The organism is Pseudomonas sp. N040, from assembly GCF_015637705.1.
In the GTDB taxonomy this organism is placed as follows: Bacteria; Pseudomonadota; Gammaproteobacteria; order Pseudomonadales; family Pseudomonadaceae; genus Aquipseudomonas.
In genome coordinates this window covers 16,364-36,287 of the sequence record NZ_JADOBE010000001.1, presented here as the reverse complement: position 1 = coordinate 36,287, position 19,924 = coordinate 16,364, and the positions used below count along the sequence as shown (strand labels likewise).

The 19,924-nt window shown below is 65.3% G+C and carries 16 protein-coding genes; 8 read left to right on the top strand and 8 right to left on the bottom strand.

What is annotated here, in order from left to right; translation table 11 throughout:
* The first annotated feature begins 139 nt into the window (after nt 1-139).
* The 6 genes from rpe (at nt 140) to trpC (ending at nt 5,671) form a co-directional block, all read left to right on the top strand.
* Complete coding sequence (gene rpe / locus ISX93_RS00165; RefSeq protein WP_195776673.1) at nt 140-814, top strand: ribulose-phosphate 3-epimerase; 675 nt, start codon at nt 140-142, stop codon at nt 812-814.
* Nucleotides 811-1,512, top strand: a complete 702-nt coding sequence (locus ISX93_RS00160) for a phosphoglycolate phosphatase (protein WP_195776672.1) — start codon at nt 811-813, stop codon at nt 1,510-1,512. Before rpe ends, ISX93_RS00160 begins: the two co-directional genes overlap by 4 nt.
* Before the next feature lie 179 nt (nt 1,513-1,691).
* A complete protein-coding gene (trpE, locus tag ISX93_RS00155) occupies nt 1,692-3,212 on the top strand; it encodes an anthranilate synthase component I (RefSeq protein ID WP_195776671.1) in 1,521 nt (506 codons plus the stop codon).
* The gene (locus tag ISX93_RS00150) at nt 3,193-3,789 is read left to right on the top strand and encodes an aminodeoxychorismate/anthranilate synthase component II (protein WP_195776670.1); all 597 of its coding nucleotides are present in this window, start codon (nt 3,193-3,195) and stop codon (nt 3,787-3,789) included. The genes trpE and ISX93_RS00150 overlap by 20 nt, the downstream gene beginning before the upstream one ends.
* On the top strand, nt 3,786-4,835 hold the full coding sequence (gene trpD, locus ISX93_RS00145) for an anthranilate phosphoribosyltransferase (protein ID WP_195776669.1): 1,050 nt from the start codon (nt 3,786-3,788) through the stop codon (nt 4,833-4,835). Before ISX93_RS00150 ends, trpD begins: the two co-directional genes overlap by 4 nt.
* The gene (gene trpC, locus ISX93_RS00140; RefSeq protein ID WP_195776668.1) at nt 4,832-5,671 is read left to right on the top strand and encodes an indole-3-glycerol phosphate synthase TrpC; all 840 of its coding nucleotides are present in this window, start codon (nt 4,832-4,834) and stop codon (nt 5,669-5,671) included. Before trpD ends, trpC begins: the two co-directional genes overlap by 4 nt.
* Nucleotides 5,672-5,688: 17 nt before the next feature.
* On the opposite strand, the gene ISX93_RS00135 is transcribed toward trpC, so the two are convergent.
* The 6 genes from ISX93_RS00135 to ISX93_RS00110 form a co-directional block, all read right to left on the bottom strand.
* A complete protein-coding gene (locus ISX93_RS00135) occupies nt 5,689-8,736 on the bottom strand; it encodes a multidrug efflux RND transporter permease subunit (RefSeq protein WP_195776667.1) in 3,048 nt (1,015 codons plus the stop codon).
* A 27-nt stretch (nt 8,737-8,763) separates the two neighbouring features.
* Nucleotides 8,764-9,900 (bottom strand): efflux RND transporter periplasmic adaptor subunit, encoded by a 1,137-nt coding sequence (locus ISX93_RS00130; protein WP_195776666.1) that lies wholly within the window; start codon nt 9,898-9,900, stop codon nt 8,764-8,766.
* A 364-nt stretch (nt 9,901-10,264) separates the two neighbouring features.
* Nucleotides 10,265-11,359 carry a DUF1513 domain-containing protein gene (locus ISX93_RS00125; protein WP_195777169.1) on the bottom strand — a complete coding sequence of 365 codons (1,095 nt, stop codon included), beginning with the start codon at nt 11,357-11,359 and terminating at the stop codon, nt 10,265-10,267.
* 31 nt (nt 11,360-11,390) lie between these two features.
* Nucleotides 11,391-12,455 (bottom strand): imelysin family protein, encoded by a 1,065-nt coding sequence (locus ISX93_RS00120; protein ID WP_195776665.1) that lies wholly within the window; start codon nt 12,453-12,455, stop codon nt 11,391-11,393.
* 10 nt (nt 12,456-12,465) lie between these two features.
* Nucleotides 12,466-13,884 (bottom strand): di-heme oxidoreductase family protein, encoded by a 1,419-nt coding sequence (locus ISX93_RS00115; RefSeq protein WP_195776664.1) that lies wholly within the window; start codon nt 13,882-13,884, stop codon nt 12,466-12,468.
* 147 nt (nt 13,885-14,031) lie between these two features.
* On the bottom strand, nt 14,032-15,342 hold the full coding sequence (locus tag ISX93_RS00110) for an imelysin family protein (RefSeq protein ID WP_195776663.1): 1,311 nt from the start codon (nt 15,340-15,342) through the stop codon (nt 14,032-14,034).
* Nucleotides 15,343-15,497: 155 nt separating this feature from the next.
* Here ISX93_RS00110 and ISX93_RS00105 point away from each other — a divergent pair, with 155 nt between their 5' ends.
* Nucleotides 15,498-16,070 (top strand): LemA family protein, encoded by a 573-nt coding sequence (locus ISX93_RS00105; RefSeq protein WP_195776662.1) that lies wholly within the window; start codon nt 15,498-15,500, stop codon nt 16,068-16,070.
* A 3-nt stretch (nt 16,071-16,073) separates the two neighbouring features.
* Complete coding sequence (locus tag ISX93_RS00100; RefSeq protein WP_195776661.1) at nt 16,074-16,973, top strand: GIDE domain-containing protein; 900 nt, start codon at nt 16,074-16,076, stop codon at nt 16,971-16,973.
* 36 nt (nt 16,974-17,009) lie between these two features.
* On the opposite strand, the gene ISX93_RS00095 is transcribed toward ISX93_RS00100, so the two are convergent.
* Together ISX93_RS00095 and crp are read right to left on the bottom strand one after the other, a co-directional pair.
* Nucleotides 17,010-19,061 carry a putative bifunctional diguanylate cyclase/phosphodiesterase gene (locus tag ISX93_RS00095; protein ID WP_374987642.1) on the bottom strand — a complete coding sequence of 684 codons (2,052 nt, stop codon included), beginning with the start codon at nt 19,059-19,061 and terminating at the stop codon, nt 17,010-17,012.
* 205 nt (nt 19,062-19,266) lie between these two features.
* Complete coding sequence (gene crp / locus ISX93_RS00090; protein WP_195776659.1) at nt 19,267-19,911, bottom strand: cAMP-activated global transcriptional regulator CRP; 645 nt, start codon at nt 19,909-19,911, stop codon at nt 19,267-19,269.
* Nucleotides 19,912-19,924 lie beyond the last annotated feature (13 nt).

Below are 19,924 nucleotides of genomic sequence, written 5' to 3'. Positions count from 1 at the left end.
CAGCGCTGAAGCCCAGCAGCAGGCATTGGCTGTCTCCCTGTTGGGCTTCGCTGCGCTCAACCCAACCTACATGGACAACCGCCTTGCGGGGCGCTCAGGCTACAATGCGCGCCATCGTGAATCTGCCCCGAGGTACGCCATGCAGCCGTTTGCCATTGCCCCGTCGATCCTGTCCGCCGACTTCGCCCGCCTCGGCGAGGAAGTCGACAAGGTGCTCGCCGCCGGCGCCGACATCGTCCACTTCGATGTGATGGACAATCACTATGTGCCCAACCTGACCATCGGCCCGCTGGTCTGCACGGCGCTGCGCAAGTACGGCATCACTGCGCCGATCGACGCGCACCTGATGGTCAAGCCGGTGGATCGCATCATCGGCGACTTCATTGAGGCCGGCGCCAGCTACATCACCTTCCACCCGGAAGCCTCCGAGCATGTCGACCGCTCCCTGCAGCTGATCCGCGCCGGTGGCTGCAAGTCCGGCCTGGTGTTCAACCCGGCGACCCCGCTGGATGTGCTCAGGCACGTGATGGACAAGGTCGACATGATCCTGCTGATGAGCGTCAACCCGGGCTTCGGCGGCCAGCAGTTCATCCCCGGCACCCTCGACAAGCTGCGCGAGGCGCGGGCCCTGATCGATGCCTCCGGGCGCGACATTCGCCTGGAAATCGACGGCGGGGTGAATGTGCAGAACATCCGTGCCATCGCCGAGGCGGGTGCCGATACCTTCGTTGCCGGTTCGGCGATCTTCAACCAGCCGGACTACCAGGCCGTGATCGACGCCATGCGCGCCGAACTGGCCCAGGTGCGCGGGTGACCCCACTCGAAAGCCTGTTTGCCGGCCAGCTGCCGCGGCTGGTGATGTTCGACCTGGACGGCACCCTGCTCGATTCGGTTCCCGACCTGGCGGCGGCGGTGGACTGCATGCTGATGCAGCTGGGGCGTCCGCCCGCGGGCGTGGCCAGGGTGCGCGAATGGGTCGGCAATGGCTCCATGGTGCTGGTCCGGCGGGCGCTGGCCGGTCAGCTGGAGCACGCCGCCGTGGCTGACGCACTGGCCGGGCAGGCGCATCAGCTGTTCCTCCAGGCCTATGCCGGCAACCACGCACTCAGCCGCGTCTATCCGGGCGTGCGCGAATGCCTCGACTGGCTGCAGGCGCACGCGGTGCCGATGGCCCTGGTGACCAACAAGCCGAGCCAGTTTGTCGGCCCGCTGCTGGCCGAGAAGGGCCTGGCCGGCTACTTCCGCTGGATGGTCGGCGGCGACAGCCTGCCGCTGCAGAAACCCGATCCGGCGGCCCTCCACTGGGTGCTGGCGCAGGCGGCCGTGCCCCCCGAGCAGGCGCTGTTTATCGGCGACTCGCGCAATGACGTGCTGGCCGCCCGCGCTGCCGGCGTGCCCTGTGTGGCGGTCAGCTATGGCTACAACCACGGGCGGCCGATCAGCGAGGAAAACCCCCGGCTGGTGCTGGCGGACCTGCGCCAGCTGGTTGATTCGGCCTGGAGGCTCGGGTAGTGTTGCGCCAACTCAACCCAATCCCCGCAAGAGATCTGATCGTGGCGGCTATCCGCAAGCACTGGATGAACGTGATCAAGGCCGTGGCCCGCTGGCGCTGGCGCACCTGATCTCGCCCTGGCCGGCAGCGCCGGCCTGTTTGCACCTGACCGAAATACCCTCAAGCCACGAGGCTGATCATGACCCGCGAAGAATTCCTGCGTTTGGCCGCTGAAGGCTACAACCGCATTCCGCTTGCCTTTGAAACCCTGGCGGATTTCGATACGCCGCTGTCGCTGTACCTGAAACTTGCCGATGCACCTTACTCCTACCTGCTCGAGTCGGTGCAGGGCGGCGAGAAGTGGGGGCGTTACTCGATCATCGGCCTTCCCTGCCGCACCATCCTGCGCGCCTGCGAGCACCAGGTGACGGTGAGCGTCGATGGCCAGGAAACCGAGCAGCACGAGTGTGCCGACCCGCTGGCCTTTGTCGAGGCGTTCAAGGAGCGCTACCAGGTGGCGCCGATTGCCGGGTTGCCGCGCTTCAATGGTGGTCTGGTCGGCTACTTCGCCTATGACTGCATGCGCTATGTCGAGCGCAAGCTGGCCAAATGCCCGAACCCTGATCCGCTGGGCAACCCCGATATCCTGCTGATGGTCTCCGACGCGGTGGTGGTGTTCGACAACCTGGCCGGCAAGCTGCACGCCATCGTGCTGGCCGACCCGAGTGAAACTGATGCCTATGAACGTGGCCAGGCGCGCCTGGCCGAGCTGCTCGAGCAGCTGCGCCAGCCGATCACCCCGCGCCGCGGCCTCGATTTCACCGCGCTGGAGGCCAGCGCCGAGCCGACCTTCCGCTCCAGCTTCACCCGCGAGGACTACGAGCGCGCGGTCGACACCATCAAGCAGTACATCCTCGCCGGCGACTGCATGCAGGTGGTGCCGTCGCAGCGCATGAGCATCGACTTTTCCGCCGCGCCGATCGACCTGTACCGCGCGCTGCGCTGCTTCAACCCGACGCCATACATGTACTTCTTCAACTTCGGCGACTTTCACGTGGTCGGCAGCTCGCCGGAAGTGCTGGTGCGGGTCGAGGATGGCCTGGTCACGGTGCGCCCGATTGCCGGCACCCGTCCGCGCGGGGCCACCGAGGAGGCCGACCTGGCGCTGGAGCAGGATCTGCTCTCCGATGCCAAGGAAATCGCCGAACACCTGATGCTCATCGACCTCGGGCGCAATGATGCCGGGCGTGTCTCCGAGACCGGCACGGTGAAGGTCACCGAGCAGATGGTGATCGAGCGCTATTCCAACGTCATGCACATCGTCTCCAACGTCAACGGCCAGTTGAAGCAGGGCCTCAGCGCGATGGACGCGCTGCGCGCGATCCTGCCGGCCGGGACCCTGTCCGGCGCGCCGAAGATCCGCGCGATGGAAATCATCGACGAGCTGGAGCCGGTCAAGCGCGGCGTCTACGGCGGCGCGGTGGGCTATCTGGCGTGGAACGGCAACATGGACACGGCGATTGCGATCCGTACCGCGGTGATCAAGAACGGCGAGCTGCACGTACAGGCCGGTGGCGGCATCGTCGCCGACTCGGTACCGGCGCTGGAGTGGGAAGAAACCCTGAACAAGCGCCGCGCCATGTTCCGTGCGGTGGCGCTGGCCGAACACACGCAGCAGAACCTGGCTCAGGGAGAACACCATGCTGTTAATGATCGATAACTACGACTCCTTTACCTACAACGTGGTGCAGTACCTGGCCGAGCTGGGCGCCGAGGTCAAGGTCATCCGCAACGACGAACTGACGGTGGCCGAGATCGAGGCGTTGCAGCCTGAGCGCATCGTCATTTCCCCCGGCCCGTGCACGCCCACCGAAGCCGGCGTGTCGCTGGCGGTGATCGCCCACTTCGCCGGCAAGCTGCCGATCCTCGGTGTCTGCCTCGGCCACCAGAGCATCGGCCAGGCCTTTGGCGGCGAGGTGGTGCGCGCGCGCCAGGTGATGCACGGCAAGACCAGCCCGGTGTTCCACCATGACCAGGGCGTCTTCGCCGGCCTGAACAATCCGCTGACCGTGACCCGCTACCATTCGCTGGTGGTCAGGCGCGAGAGCCTGCCGGCGTGCCTGGAAATCACCGCCTGGACCCAGCTGGCCGATGGTTCGGTGGACGAGATCATGGGCCTGCGGCACAAGACGCTGAATATCGAAGGTGTGCAGTTCCACCCCGAGTCGATCCTGACCGAGCAGGGCCATGAACTGTTTGCCAACTTCCTCAAGCAGAGCGGGGGCGTACGCGGATGAACATCAAGGAAGCCCTCAATCGGGTGGTGGCGCAGCTCGACCTGAGCACCGAGGAGATGCAGGACGTCATGCGCGAGATCATGACCGGCCAGTGCAGCGAGGCGCAGATTGCCGCCTTCCTGATGGGCCTGCGCATGAAGAGCGAGAGCATCGACGAGATTGTCGGCGCCGTGTCGGTGATGCGCGAGCTGGCGAGCAAGGTCGAGTTGCCGGACCTGGCGCACGTGGTCGACGTGGTCGGCACCGGTGGCGACGGGGCGAACATCTTCAACGTGTCCACGGCCGCTGCCTTCGTGGTGGCGGCGGCGGGCGGCAAGGTGGCCAAGCACGGCAACCGCGCGGTGTCCGGCAAGAGCGGCAGCGCCGACCTGCTGGAAGCGGCCGGGGTCTACCTGGAGCTGACGCCGCAACAGGTGGCGCGCTGCATCGACAGCGTCGGGGTGGGCTTCATGTTCGCCCAGGTGCATCACAAGGCGATGAAGCACGCCGCGGTACCGCGCCGCGAACTGGGCCTGCGCACGATCTTCAACATGCTCGGCCCGCTGACCAATCCGGCCGGTGTGCGCCATCAGGTGGTCGGCGTGTTCAACCAGGCGTTGTGCCGGCCACTGGCCGAAGTGCTCAAGCGCCTCGGCAGTGAGCATGTGCTGGTGGTGCATTCGCGCGACGGCCTGGATGAGTTCAGCCTGGCGGCGCCAACCCACGTGGCCGAGCTGCAGGGCGGCGAGATCCGCGAATACGAGGTCAGCCCGGAAGACCTCGGCCTGCACAGCCAGACCCTGATCGGGCTGGATGTCAGCGGGCCGCAGGCCTCGCTGGAGCTGATCCGCGATGCCCTCGGCCGGCGCAAGACCGAACTCGGCCGCAAGGCCGGCGACATGATCGTGCTGAATGCCGGCGCTGCCTTGTATGCCGCCGATCTGGCGAGCAGCCTGGTGGAGGGTGTGCGCCTGGCCCACGATGCGCTGCATACCGGCCTGGCACGGGAAAAAATGGACGAGCTGGCGGCCTTCACCGCGGTCTTCCGTCAGGAGAATCAAGCGTGAGCCTGCCGACCATTCTGGAAAACATCATCGCCCGCAAGTTCACCGAAGTGGCCGAGCGCAGTGCGCGGGTCAGCCTCGGCGAGCTCGAAGGGCTGGCGCGTGCCGCGGATGCCCCGCGCGGCTTTGCCCGTGCCCTGCAGGCGCGGGTGGCGCTGCGCGAGCCGGCGGTGATCGCCGAAATCAAGAAGGCTTCGCCGAGCAAGGGCGTGCTGCGCGAGGACTTCGTGCCGGCCGAGATTGCCCGCAGCTACGAACAGGGCGGGGCTACCTGCCTGTCGGTGCTGACCGACGTGGACTTCTTCCAGGGCGCCGACGAGTACCTGCAGCAGGCCCGTGCGGCGTGCCGGCTGCCGGTGCTGCGCAAGGACTTCATGGTCGACCCCTACCAGATAGTCGAGGCGCGCGCGCTGGGTGCCGACTGCATCCTGCTGATTGTCGCGGCGCTGGACGACGGGCGCATGGCCGAGCTGGCCGCGACCGCCAAGGCATTCGGCCTCGATGTGCTGGTCGAGGTGCACGACGGCGCCGAGCTGGAACGGGCGCTGGCGCTGCTGGATACGCCGCTGATCGGCATCAACAACCGCAACCTGCACACCTTCGAGGTGTCGCTGGATACCACCCTCGACCTGCTGCCGCAGATTCCGCCGGAGCGCCTGGTGATCACCGAGAGCGGCATCCTGCACCGCGCCGATGTCGAGCTGATGGAGATCAGCGAGGTGCATGCCTTCCTGGTCGGCGAAGCCTTCATGCGTGCCGAAGAACCGGGCCTGGAACTGCAGCGCCTGTTCTTCCCCGAGTTGAGCCGGCGGGTCATCGTCGGCAGCGACCCGGACTGAGTCGCTGCCGGTCAGTTTCAGCTGCCGCTCGCGCTCGTCGCGCTGCGCCGCGCCGGCTTGGCCAGCAGGGTATACATGCTCGGCAGGACGAACAGGGTGAACAGCGTGCCGACCGACATGCCGGTGGCGATCACCAGGCCGATGTCGAAGCGGCTGACCGCGCCGGCACCGCTGGCCATCAGCAGTGGCAGCATGCCAAAGACCATGGCCGCGGTGGTCATCAGGATCGGCCGCAGGCGAATCGCCGCCGCCTCTTCGACCGCTTCGCGCGGACTCAGGCCTTTCTCCAGGCGCAGGTGGTTGGCGAACTCGACGATCAGGATGCCGTGCTTGCTGATCAGGCCGATCAGCGTCACCAGGCCGACCTGGGTGTAGATGTTCAGCGTGGCGAAGCCGAGGAACAGCGGAATCAGCGCGCCGCAGATCGACAGCGGCACCGTCACCAGGATCACCAGCGGGTCGCGGAAGCTTTCGAACTGGGCTGCCAGCAGCAGGTAGATCACCGCCAGGGCCAGGGCGAAGGTGGCCGTCAATGCCCCGCTTTCCTTGATGAACTGGCGCGAGGCACCGGCATAGTCGAAGGTGAAGCCCTTGGGTGATTCGGCCTTGGCGATTTCCAGCACGCTGTTGACTGCCTCGCCCATGCTGACAATCGGGAAGCCCTTGATGGTCACCGAGTTGAGCTGCTGGAACTGGTTGAGCTGGCCCGGACGGGCCCGCTCGCTCACCTTGACCAGCGTGGCCAGCGAGACCATCTGGCCCTGCGCGTTGCGCACCGAGAAGTTGTTGATCCAGTTCGGGCTGTCGCGGAACTGCGGATCGGCCTGGGCGATGACCTTGTAGCTGCGGCCCTCGAGGGTGAAGCGGTTGATCTCGCTTTCACCCAGCAGGGTCGCCAGCAACTGGCCGATATCCTGCATCGAGACGCCCATCTGCGCGGCTTTCTCGCGGTCGATGTCGATCACCAGTTCCGGCTTGTCGAAGTCGAGGTCGATGTCGACAAAAGCGAACTTGTTGCTTGCCTGCGCCTTGGCCTTGACCCGTTCGGCCACATCCAGCAGGGTTTCGTAGGAGGCTGGCGCGGTGATGATGAACTGGAACGGCAGGCCGCTGCCGGCCCCCGGGAGTGACGGCCGGTTGAAGGCAAAGACCTTGATCCCGGGGATCTGGTTCAGTTTTGCCTGCAGTTCCGGCAGGACGGTCATCTGGCTGCGCGTGCGCTCGCCCCAGGCGCTCAGGCCGAAGCCGCCAAAGGCCGAATGCACCCCGCCCGAGCCGTTGACCAGGAAGTAGCGCTGGTATTCGGGAATGGACTTGAATACCTCAAGGAACTGGTCAGTGTTGGCATTCAGGTATTCGAGGTTGTTGGTCTGTGGCGAGCTGGCGAACAGGTAGATCATGCTCTGGTCTTCGTCCGGCGCCAGTTCCTTCTTGGTGAAGCTCAGCAGTGCCGGAATCAACAGCAGGATCAACAGGGCGAACAGCAGGATCACCGGGCGCGTCTCCATGCTGCTGCGCAGCGCACGCTGGTAGCGATGCTTGAGCTTGTCGAAGAGCAGGTCGAGGCGGTGCGCCAGGCCGCTGCTGTCGTTCATCGGGCGCAGCAGCTGGGCGCACATCATCGGCGACAGGGTCAGGGCGACGATCCCGGAGATGATCACCGAGCCGGCCAGGGTCAGCGCGAACTCCTTGAACAGCGCGCCGGTCAGGCCGCTGAGGAAGCCGATCGGCGCATACACCGCGGCCAGGGTGATGGTCATGGAAATTACCGGTACGGCAATCTCGCGGGCGCCCTGAATGGCTGCATCGAAGGGCGTCTTGCCCTCGTCGATATGCCGGTGGATGTTCTCCACCACCACGATGGCGTCATCCACCACCAGTCCGATGGCGAGCACCATGGCCAGCAGCGTCAGCAGGTTGATCGAATAGCCCATCAGCTGCATGAAGAACAGCACGCCGATCATCGACAACGGGATGGTGATTACCGGGATCAGCACAGAGCGGAACGAGCCGAGGAACAGGAACACCACGGCAATCACGATCAGCACCGCTTCAGCCAGGGTATAGAGCACTTCGTCGATCGAAGCCTGGATGAATTTGGTGCCATCGTAGGCCACGTTCAGCTGCAGGTTCTGCGGCAGCTGCGCCTCGATCTCGGGTAGCTGTTCGCGCACGTGCTTGATCAGTTCCAGCGGGTTGGCGCTGGGCGTGCCCTTGATGCCGATGTAGACCGACGGAATGCCGTTCATCGACGAGACCATGTCGTAGCTTTCCGACCCGAGCTCGACCCGTGCGATATCGCCCAGCAGGATCCGGCTGTCGCCGCTGATCTTCACCGGGATGCGGGCAAAGGCTTCGGGGCTCTTCAGCTCGGTCTGCGCATTCAGGCTGGTGACCACCAGCTGGCCTTCGATCTCGCCGGCGGTGGACAGGTAGTTGTACTGGCGGATGGCGTTGTTCACGTCATTGGCGGTGATGCCATAGGCCGACAGGCGCGCCGGGTTGAGCCAGACCCGCATGGCAAACACCATGTTGCCCATGACCTCGGCCTTGGCCATGCCGGGCAGGGTTGCCAGCTTGGGCTGCACCACCCGGTACAGGTAGTCGGTGATCTGCTGGATGCTCAGTTCTTTGCTGGAGAAGCTCAGGTACATCAGCGCATGACCATCGCTTTCTTTTTCCAGCAGCGGGTCCTCAGCCTGTGGCGGCATACCACTCTTGACTTCATTGGCCTTGGCCAGCAGTTCGGTCAGCAGTTTGTCGCTATCGGTGCCCAGGCGCGCATAGACCGAGATGGTCGAGACATTCTGCCGGCTGGAGGAGGTCATGAAGTCAATGCCTTCGGCGCTCGCCAGGCTGCTCTGCATCGGCTGGGTGATATAGCCCTGGATGGTTTCGGCATTGGCCCCGGGGTACACGGTGGTCACCGTGATGAGGGCATTTTCCATCTGCGGAAATTCGCGAACGGCCAGTTTGTTGAAGGCTTGCGCACCCAGCAGCACGATCAGCAGGCTGAGCACGGTGGCCAGCACCGGGCGGCGGATAAAGGGATCGGTAAAGGCCATCGTGTGTTTGTCCTTGGGCGGCCGCAATCAGTTGGTGGCGGGCTTCAGCGTGGCGGGGTCGGCAACCAGCTTGATCAGCATGCCGTCTTCGAGTTTCAGCTGGCCGTTGGTGACGACCTGCTCGCCAGCCTTGAGGCCCTTGCGGATTTCGACCACGCCGTCACGGCGCTCGCCGCTCTCCACGTTGCGCCGCCGGGCGACCAGCTGTGGCTGGCCGTCCAGGTCCAGCAGCGGCTTGCCATCCTCGCCGAGTTTCGGCTCGACCACGAACACCGAGTCGCCGTAGAGGGTAAAGGTGACGGCCGTTTCCGCCACCACCACTGCATCCGCCTCTTCGCCATGCAGCACGGCCAGGCCGGCGAACATGCCGGGCAGCAGTTTGCCGTCCGGGTTGTCCAGGCTGGCACGGATCTGCACATTGCGGGTGTTGCTCTCGACCTTGGGGTTGAGGGCCACGATCCTGGCTTCGAACAGTTCGTCAGGGTAGGCCGAGACCTTGGTCAGGACCTTTTGCCCGACTTGCAGCAGGGGCAGGTTCTGCTCCGGCAGGTAGAAGTCCAGGTACAGCTTGCTCAGGTCTTGCAGGGTGGCAAACGGTGCACCGTTGGAAAGCTGACTGCCGACGTCGATCTTGCGGATGCCGATGGTGCCGGAGAAGGGCGCAAGGATCAGCTTTTTCGCCAGTACGGCTTTCAGTTGGTCGACCAGCGCGGCAGATTTGGCCAGCTCGGCGGCCAGACGGTCGAACTGGCTTTTGGCCAGCGCCTGCCGCTTGAGCAGGTCACGGGCGCGTTCGAACTCCAGCTTGGCCAGGCCCAGCGAAGCCTCGGCGGTGGCCAGCGAGGCCAGCTCGACACTGTTGTTGAGCTGCACCAGTGGCTGGCCGCGCACGACCTTCTGCCCGGAGTCGAAGTACACATGCTTGACCAGGCCGCGGGTTTCCGAGGTCAGTTCGACGCCCTGGAACGCGGTCAGGCTGCCCACGGTGGTCAGTCTGGACTGCCAGGGCTGGCTTGTGGATGGCTGCGCGGAGACATACACCGGCTTGGGCGGCGCCGCGAGTTTCTGCAGTTGCTGGTAGATCGAGTAGCCCTTGTACGAGCCGAGTACCAGCACAATGGCCAGCGTGGTACCCAGCATGATCAGCATGCGGCGTCGCAACATGATCCGGTTCCTTGGCAAACAGATGGAGTGCAAATGAGGGTGTCGGGTGTTTGTGCAGGCGGTTGCCCGGCAACCAGGCAACTGCGTGAAACTGCCGCCGATGATAAACGTCCGAGTGCCATCGTGCATGGCCGGCATGCGCCGCACCGCCGGGCAAACGGCCTGCGCGGCCAGTCACAGGGCGCGTCTCCCGCGCCTGCTGAAAAGCCCTGAACAGGCCGCAACCCTTGGCAGTTCGCGGCATAGTGCCGGTCTGGCGGGCAATGCCAAAGTGCGGCAGGGTTGCAAAAGATTGCGGTGAGCTATTCCTGCAACAATCTGTTGCGCCAAAGTGGCTGCTGGTTTGCCCGTGCGGCGGTGCGTCTCAGGTCAGCCGCAGGTGGTTGTCCCAGCGTCCGGCCGGCAGTGCCAGTGGCTGGCCGTGGATGCTGGCGCCACGGCAGTCGTAGGCACGGCAGCCGCCGATACCGGAACTGGCGACAAAGCCATGGGCGCTGCTGGCCACCCCGGCACAGTCGGGCAGGGGTTCCTCCAGGCGCAGCCGGGCGCTGTCCATGTCCCAGATGAACAGGCGGTTGCCGCGCGGTGCGCTGAGGGCGATCAGGCGCAGCTGGCTGTTGACCGCCACGCTGGCGCAGTACTGCTGCATGGCCAGGCGCTGCGTTTCGCCGACGGCGAAGGCCTGCAGGGCCTGCCCGGGCCGCTTGATCGCGAGCAGCGGCGCGTCGTCCGCCGGGTCGCCCTGGTACTGCTGGGCGGTGACGATGCAGCCGTCGGCCGCCACCGCCAGATGGCGGATGCTGTTCTGCCGCTGGGCCAACCGCTCCTTGCCGAGCAACTGGCCGCGGCGATCCAGCAACACCAGGCTGGAGTCCATGGCATCGGCATTCAGCGGCGTGCGGCTGTCGGCTTCGGTGCGGATGCCGCCGTTGGCCACCACCAGAGTGTCGCCGTCGGGCAGCCAGGCCAGCTGGTGCGGGCCGATCCCGTGGCTGGACAGTTCGCTGTGGCGCTGCAGGCGCTGGCCAGCCAGGCGGTACACGCCGATCACCCCGCGGCCGGGATCGCGGGTGTCGTTCTCCGTGCTGTACAGCCAGTCGCCGCGGCGGTCGAACACCGCATGCCCGTAGAAGTGGCGGTCGGCGGGGCTGTCGAGGGTCTGCAGGAGGCGCCCGTCACGCAGGTCCAGCAGGTAGCTCTGGGTGCCGGGCCGGCGGGCGACATACAGCGCCAGCGGCAGCCGCGGGTGGCTGACGATGTCGTGGCAGCGCTGGCTGACAGCGGTGGCGAACAGCGGCTGGCCGTCCAGGCGGTAGGCGACGGCGTAGTGCCGGCCGGCGGCATCGTCGCGCGCCGACAGGAGCACGGGCTGGCCGTTGCTGCTGGCCAGTTTCCAGCCGGCCAGGGCGGCGCCGGCGAGGACGCTTGCGCCCAGGCCGAGAAAGGTCCGCCGGTGCAGGCGCGGGTTGCTGTGCGTCATCGCCAGGCCCTCAATCGCCGTCGTGGGCGTTGAAGCCCAGTTGTACGCCCAGCGCCTTGGCCAGTTCGCGCTCATGCAGGCGATGCAGCTGGTCCAGCTGCTCGTAGAGGCGCCCCAGTTGCTGGCGGCCGGCAGCCGTGGCGAGCAGTTCATGCATGGATGCGGACATGCCGTCGAGCTGCTGGCGGGTAGTGCTATAGGCGGCATCGATGCGCCTGGCCAGCGCCTGCTGCTCGGTGTTCAGCAGCCGGCGCAGGCCATCGTTGGCGTGACCCTGCCAGAGGCTGTCGGCCGCCCGCAGGCTGGCGGAGAGATTGCGCAGCGAGCTGTCGCTGCGCCAGTTCTCCGCCTGGTAGGGTTGCGGCTGGGCGTTGTTCTGCCGGCCCAGCGGGGTGGCCAGTTTCTTCTTCAGGCCATCCAGGGCGGTGACCTGGGTGCGCAACAGGTCGGCAACGGCCTCGGCCGGCAGGGCATAGCGCGCATTCGGGAACGCCTGCAGCTGGGCCGCCATCCCCTCATTGGCCTGCCACTGCGCCAGCACGCTGTCCGCCAGTTGCCGCTGGTGCTGGCCGATCGCTGTCAGCAGGGGGCAGTAGCGCGCTCTGGTGGCGGGCACGGCCAGGTCTATGGCCGGGTCGAACAGCACATATTCGTAGGCGCTCAGGCCCTGGACCACCACGCTGGCCTGGTCCAGCGCGCCCTGGGTCAAAGGGCTGTCGCCCTTGAGCAGGGTTTCGACCTGGCGCGCGACCAGGTTCTTCTTGTCCGGCCAGAACTGCACCTGCCAGGCGCGGTTGCCTTCGCCGAGCGGGCCCAGGGCGAGTGGCTGCAGGGTCGCCCAGGCATCTTGCGTCGCCAGCAGCGCCTGGCGCGCCCGGGCGAGATCCTGCTGCCCGGTGCAGAAGCTGGCGGCGCTTTCGGCCAGTTGCCGGCTGCTCTGCGCCCAGACCTGGTAGGCGGGCAGCAGGACCTGCTGCGCGAGTGCTGCGCTGACCTGCTGTTGCGGGTCTGGCGGGGTGCAGCCAGCCAGCAGCAGGGCCAGGCCGCCGAGGGCCAGTCGGGTGATGCGGATCATGGGCAAATCCTCACAGCGAATCGAGAAAGGCCAGCAGCGCCGCGCGCTGCCCGGCATCGAAGTGGATCACCTGTTGCCGGGCTGACTCGCCTTCGCCGCCGTGCCAGAGAATGGCTTCGAGCAGGTTGCGTGCACGCCCGTCATGCAGGAACTGGGTATGGCCACTGACGGTGCGGGTCAGGCCTATCCCCCACAGCGGAGGGGTGCGCCACTCGCGCCCGTCCGCCTGGAACTCCGGTCGATTATCGGCCAGATCGGCGCCCATGTCGTGCAGCAGCAGATCGCTGTAGGGGCGAATGTGCTGGTTGGCCAGTTCCGGCTCGGCGGCCTGGCTGGCGGTGGTGAAGGTCGGTACGTGGCAGGCGGCACAGCCGGCCTGGTGGAACAGCGCCTTGCCGGCCAGCACCTGCGGCTTGTTCACCCCGCGGCGCAGCGGTACGGCCAGGTTGCGGCTGTAGAACAACACGCTGGCGAGGATCTCGTCGCTGACCTCCGGGCGACCGCCAGCGGGCAGCTGCCGGCAGGCGACTTGCGCCGCGGTGCAGTCATCGGCCGGCAGCAGGGCGGTGCTCAGGCCCATGTCGCCGGCAAAGGCGTGGGCGTTCTGCTGGTTCAGGCTGGGTTGTCCGGCTTTCCAGCCGAAGCGGCCGAGGGCGGGCTCGCCGCGGGCCTCGTCCCAGACCTGGTTGGCACGGCCGCTGATGCCGTCGCCATCGGCATCGTCGGGGTCGGCCCGGGCCAGCAGGTCGGCCGCGGGGATGGCTTCGAGCAGGCCGAGGCCGATCATCGGCGGGGCGCTGCGCAGGGAAAACTGCGTCTGCGGGTGCAGTGTGCCGTAGCCCAGTGCGCTCAGCTGCAGTCGCGGCTGGCGCAATTCGACCTGGCTGCCGTCGGCCAGGCGGATGTTGCGGTACTCCCAGTCGAGGCGGATCTTGCCTTCCGCGGCGAGGCCGGGGATGGCCATGTCCTGCAGCTGGCTGCCATAGGTCGGTTCGGCGATCACGCCGTGGCGCTGCAGTTGCGCGGCCTGCCCGGGTTGAGCGGGAATCGACAGGCGCAGCAGCATCGACACCGCGCTGGCGGCATTGGCCGCCGGCGGATGGCCGCGGCCATCCTTGATATGGCAGTTCTGGCAGGCATTGGTGTTGAACAGCGGGCCTAGGCCGTCGCGCGCGGTGGTGGTCGAGGGGGCGATCACCCACGGGTTGCGGAAGAAGCTGTTGCCCACGCTGAACGCAAGGCGCCGGCTTGGCGTCAGGTTGGCCGAGGGCTGGGAGAAGGCGTTGTGGTCGAACTGCCGGACGCTCGCCGTGCCGGCGGAGAGCGCCTCACCCGGCTCGGCGCGGTCGAAGGGCCCGGGTCCGCAGCCGCCCAGACCGCAGAGGCTCAGCAGCAGCAGGGCAGGGCGCAGCGGGAATAATGCGGACATGTGGTTCAAGCCGGCTGGGCGGGAGGAAGGTTGGTCGTGGGTGGCGCAGGGTGGGCGTAGGGTGGGCTTCAGCCCACCAAAAGCAGCCACGCAGCAGGTCGGGCCAGAGGTTGGCAGCGGTGGGCCAAGGCCCACCCTACGACCAGTTTAGAACTGGTGGTCGGCGCTGTCCGGTTGCAGTTCGTTGATGCCCAGCTTGGCCGAAGCCTGCTCGATGGCGGCGGTCTGCTTGACCAGGGCGCCGATGGCGTCGCGCACGAGTTGCTGGCCGGCGCGGTTGTCGGCGGCGATCAGCTGGTCGAAGTGCTGGCCATTGCTGGCGCTGTCGACCAGGGCCTGCAGCCGGGCTTCGGTGGCGGCGAGGTCAGCCTTGAGGGTGCTGTCGGTCTGGGCGTCGGCCTTGGCCACCAGGCTGGACAGGCTTGGGCCGCTGAGGGTGCTGCCGTCGACCCGCTGGTACTCGCCAAGGTAGACGTTGCGGATACCCTTGGCATCATAGAAGTGCGAGTTGTGGGTGTTGTCGCTGAAACAGTCCTGCTCGTCTTCGGTGGAGTTGGCTTCCAGCGCGACTTTCATGCGCTCGCCGGCCAGTTCACCCAGTGACAGGCTGCCCATGCCGAACAGCATCTTGCGCAACCCGGCCTCTGCCGGTTCGGCTTCCAGGCTGGCGCGGTAGTTGTCGGCCTGGCCGGCTTGCCACTGGCCGACCATGTACTGCAGGTCGCTGACCAGCAGGCTGGTGGCTGCCTGGAGGAATTCGGCACGGCGTTCGCAGTTGCCGCCGGTGCAGGTGGCACCCTGGGCAAAGTCGCTGGCCGGGCGGTTGCCGGCGCCCGGGTTGCTGCCGTTGAGGTCCTGGCCCCAGAGGAGGAACTCGATGGCGTGGTAGCCGGTGGCGACATTGGCTTCGGAACCGCCCAGTTCATTCAGGCTGGCCAGCAGTTCGGCGTTGATGGTGCGGGTGTCGATCGTGTCTTCGCCCACCTGCAGTTCGCGGTTGGCGATGATGTTGGCCTGGGCGCCGGGGTTGCCCAGCGCATGCTGGTAGTCCGCCGCCACGTAGTCGATCAGGCCTTCGTCCAGCGGCCAGGCGTTGAGCTGGCCTTCCCAGTCATCCACCACCGGGTTGCCGAAGCGGAACACTTCGCTCTGCATGTAGGGTTTGCGCGCGGCCAGCCAGGCCTCGCGGGCAGCGTTCAGGGTGGCGTCGTTCGGTGTGGCGAGCAGGGTGTTGACGGCGCTCTGCAGGGCCTGGGCGGTGCTCAGGGCGTCACTGAAGACGGCCAGGGCCAGGTCGGCGTAGTGCGTGACTACCGCCTTGGCAGCCTGCGGGTCGATGTGGCTGGCTGCCGGCTGGCTGGCGGCCGGCGTCTTGGGCGCGGTGGCTTGCTCGTCGCCACAGCCGGTCAGGATCAGGGTGATGGCCAGCAGGCTGGCGGCGAACGGGATACGCGACATCGGGGTGCTCCAGGGCAAAGAGGGGGCAGCAGGCAGTATTGCATTTCCGGTAATAGTAATGCGAAACATTATTATTTGAAAGCTGAAAAATCAGCTGACGCACAAGTTGCCCGGCCTCGCTAGAATGGCCGGACCTACCTGAAAGGATGAGCCTCATGAGCCTGGTCAGTGTCGCGTTTCTGGTTGTTCTGCTGCTGTGCGGCGCCTATGCCGTGATCATCTACAACGCACTGGTGCGCCTGAAGCACGGCATCGGCAAGGCCTGGTCGAATATCGATGTGCTGCTCAAGCAGCGCCACGACGAACTGCCCAAGCTGGTCGAGACCTGCAAGCAGTACATGCAGCATGAACGCAGTACCCTGGAACAGGTGATTGCCGCGCGCAATGCGGTGGCCAGTGCGCGCGAACGCGCCGATGTCGGCGCGCTGGGCAAGGCCGAAAGCGGTTTGCGTGCGGGCCTCGGGCAGCTGTTCGCGCTGGCCGAGAATTATCCCGAGCTGAAGGCCAATCAAGGCTTCCAGTTCCTCCAGGAGCGCATCAGCGGGCTGGAGAACGGCATTGCCGACCGGCGCGAGCTGTATAACGAAGCGGTCAACCTGAACAATGTGCGCATCGAGCAGTTCCCCGATGTGCTGCTGGCGCGCTGGTTCGGTTTCAAGGCCGCCGAGTTGCTGCAGTTCTCCGAAGCGGAAACGGCGGACGTCAACCTCAAGGCGTTGTTTGGTTAAACCATGGATGCATCCGAGCTGGCCATCGGCCTGGCCTTGAGTACTGCCGCCAGCGTCGGCGGTGCCTGGTGGTGCCTGCAGCGGCTGACGCAACTGCACTACCTGCTGGATACTCCGACGTCGAAAATCCGCTCTGCCGCGCAGGGCTATACGGAGCTGTTCGGGATTCTCCAGGCGTTGCCGGAAACGCCGGTGTTTGCCCCGCTGACGGGCAAGCCCTGTGTCTGGTGGCGCTTCAAGATCGAGGCGCAGGAGCGTGATGGCAAGCGGCGCAACTGGCGGGCGCTCGAGAGTGGCAGCAGCGAGGTCTGGCTGGAGCTGGCCGACGCCACGGGCAAGTGTCTGATCAATCCGCAGGGCGCCGAAGTCCGGCCACTGACCCGGGAGGTCTGGACGGGCAATCAACGGCATCCGCGGCGCGACGAACAGCGGAACTTGCTGCTGGGGCTGCTGACCGGAGGCCGGCACTATCGCTACACCGAAGAGCGCCTGCATGCCGGTGAGCCGCTGTATGCGATTGGTGAATTCCGCACCACCGGCGGCGGGCAACAGGCTTTTGACCCGCACAGTGCGCAAGGTGCGCTGGTGCGTGAGTGGAAGGAGGATTTTGCCGGGTTACTGCAGCGCTTTGACCGGGATGCCAGTGGTCAGCTGGATGCGGCCGAGTGGCAACAGGTCCGGCAGGCGGCGGGGATAGCGGCGACGCGGCGCCAGCGCCAGGCCAGTCTGGCCCCGGCGCAGCATCAGTTGCTCAAGCCGGGCGAGGCGCAGCCGTTCATCCTGTCGAGCCGCGCCGAGGATGATCTGGTGCGTCGCTTTCGCTGGCAGGCGGCGGCCGGCGCGGTCGGCTGCCTGGCCGGCGCGCTGGCGACAGCCTGGCTGCTCAATAGCCATTTCGGCTAGCGGGTGACTGCGGCCTGCGGGCTGGATGAGGGCCTGTCAGGCAGAGCTGGGATGCTCGGCCAACATCCGCGAGCGCTTGAGGAACAGCGCCATTTCATGCGCTGGCAAGGGCTTGCTGTAGAAGTAGCCCTGCCCCTCGTCACAGCCCTCATTGATGATGTAGGCCTCCTGCTCGGCATTTTCCACGCCTTCGGCGATCACCTGCATCTTGAGGTTCTTCGCCAGCTGGATGATCGCACGCACGATGGTGGCATCGTCATCGTGTTCGGTAATCTGCTGGACGAAGCTTTTGTCGATCTTGATCTTGTCCAGTGGCAGGCTTTTCAGATAACTCAGGGATGAGTAGCCGGTGCCGAAGTCATCGATGGCGATCAGCGCGCCCGAATGGCGCAGGCTCAACAGGTTCTGCGAAGAGGTGCTGACATCCTCCATCAGGCCGGTCTCGGTTATTTCGACTTCGAGGGATTTGGCCGGCAACCGGTACATCTGCATCAGGTTGTTCACGATTCGCGGCAGTTCGGGGTGACGCAGCTGCACCGTAGACAGGTTGACAGCCATGCGCAGGCCGCTGAAACCCTGGTCGTGCCACTCGCGCAATTGCTTGCAGGCCTGGCTAAGTACCCATTCGCCGATGACGATGATGCTGCCGTTCTGTTCGGCCAGCGGGATGAACAGGTCGGGTGAAATGAAGCCGTGTTCCGGATGCTCCCAGCGAATCAGGGCTTCGACCCCGACGACCCGCTGGGTGCGGTAGTCGATCTGCGGCTGGTAGACCAGATGCAGTTCATTGCGCGGCAGTGCTTCGCGCAGGTGCTTCTCCAGTTCGCGCCGGCGGCGCATTTCGGCGTCCAGGCTGGCAATGAAGAACTGGTAGCGGTTGCGCGAGCGGCTCTTGGCCAGGGTCATGGTCTGTTCGGCTTTTTGCAGCAGCTTCTCGGAGGTGTCGCCATCCTCCGGGAACAGGGTGATGCCGATGGTTGCCCGCAAGCGTACCTCGCGGTGCTCCAGGGGGAAGGCTTTCTCCAGGTCATCGAGGATCAGTTGCGCCAGTTCGGCGGCTTCGTAGGTCTGCTCGATATTCGGTTGCACCAGGGCAAACTGATCGCCGCCCAAACGTGCCAGCGCACCCAGCCGCCCGCTGTGGCAGCGCAGGCGATCTGCCAGGGCTTGCAGCAGGTAATCGCCGATCTGGTAGCCAAACTGCTCGTTGATGCTCTTGAAGTCATCCAGCCCCACGCACAATACGGCGACCCGGTGATGCATGCGCCCGGCATCCACAAGGATCTGGCCGAGTTGATCCTGCAGTTGCTTGCGGTTCGGCAGGCCGGTGAGAAAGTCGTACTGGGCCATGCGCTGCAGACTGTTCTCCGCTTCGTTACGCAGGGCAGCGTTGCGCTCTATCGAGGACAGCAGTTGATTGGCGGTGTTGATCCACAGGCCCAGTTCATTCTTGTCATGCCCCTTGATCATCGGCAGCTTGTGTTCGCCTGGACGATCCGGGTTGATGTTGCTCAGGTGCTCGACGATCTTGCTCAGCGGCTTGGTCAGCAGCAGGTAATACACCAGGTACAGCAACAGGCCCATGGCCAGCGAGCGCAGTATCCCGGAAGTGAAAATGACCAATGCGTTGCTGAGAAAATCACGACCGTAAGGTGCGGTGTCGAGGGTGATGGTGAGGTCGCCGAAATGCTCGCTGTAGGGGCCGCGGCCGGAAAGCTCGATGCCGAAGGTCTGCTTCTGGCCGAGCAGGCCATCGGTTATCCAGCGGGTGGCGGAATCCTGTAACGGGCGATTTTTTTCGGCCAGGGGCGGCTCATCGGGATTGCCGATGCGGGCATAGCTGACGGAATCGTGCTGGAACAGGCCTTCGATAACCTGCATGCCCATTTCCCGGTCCAGGCTGTAAACCGCCTGGGTCGAGGGATCGCGAAACATGCCGAGAATGCGCTGCGCATCGCTGGCTACCAACTGGCGGGTCTTGGCCACATCAAAAATGATCTGTCCAAGGCTGAGCACTATGCCAATCGCCAGTGCCGACAGAAGCACTACACGCAGCAGTTTCATCGACAGGCTGTGCTTACGCTCCATCTTCAATAGAAGGTTCCTTGTCTGTTTGGCTCCAGTTCGGGTGCAGTATCGGCATCCAAGGGCTAATCGTCAAAACAGCGGTGCCGCTACACGCAACTTGATTTATCCAGGGTGCCGCGGCGGGCTTAAGGCAAGGCGCGACGGGCTGCTGCCAGGGCAGCGATGAACAAGCCGGCAAAGCCTGCCGGCGCTGCACTGCGAAGGATCAGCGGGTGCCGAACACCACCATGGTTTTGCCTTTCACATGCACCAGGCCCTGCTCTTCCAGGGCTTTCAGCACGCGACCGACCATCTCGCGGGAGCAACCGACAATGCGGCCGATCTCCTGGCGGGTGATCTTGATCTGCATGCCGTCCGGATGGGTCATTGCGTCCGGCTGCTTGCACAGGTCCAGCAGGGTGCGGGCAACCCTCCCGGTCACATCCAGAAAGGCCAGGTCACCTACCTTGCGGGTGGTCTTGCGCAGGCGTTCAGCCATTTGCGTGCCGAGCGTGAAGAGAATGTCCGGATCCTGCTGGCTGAGTTCGCGGAACTTGGCATAACCTATTTCCGCTACCTCGCATTCGGTTTTGGCGCGAACCCAGGCACTGCGCTCCTGCGCCTGGCCTTCCTTGCCGAACAGGCCCATCTCGCCAAAAAAGTCTCCGGGGTTGAGATAGCCAATGATCATTTCCCGGCCGTCGTCATCTTCGATCAGGATGGTGACCGAGCCTTTGACAATGAAGAACAGGCTTTCGCAGCAATCACCGGCATAGATGATGGTGCTTTTGGCTGTGTAGCGCCGGCGTTGGCAATGCGCCAGTATCTTGTCGAGATTCTTGATTCTCGGCGTAAGGGTTATCGCAACCATTCCCGTTTCCCGC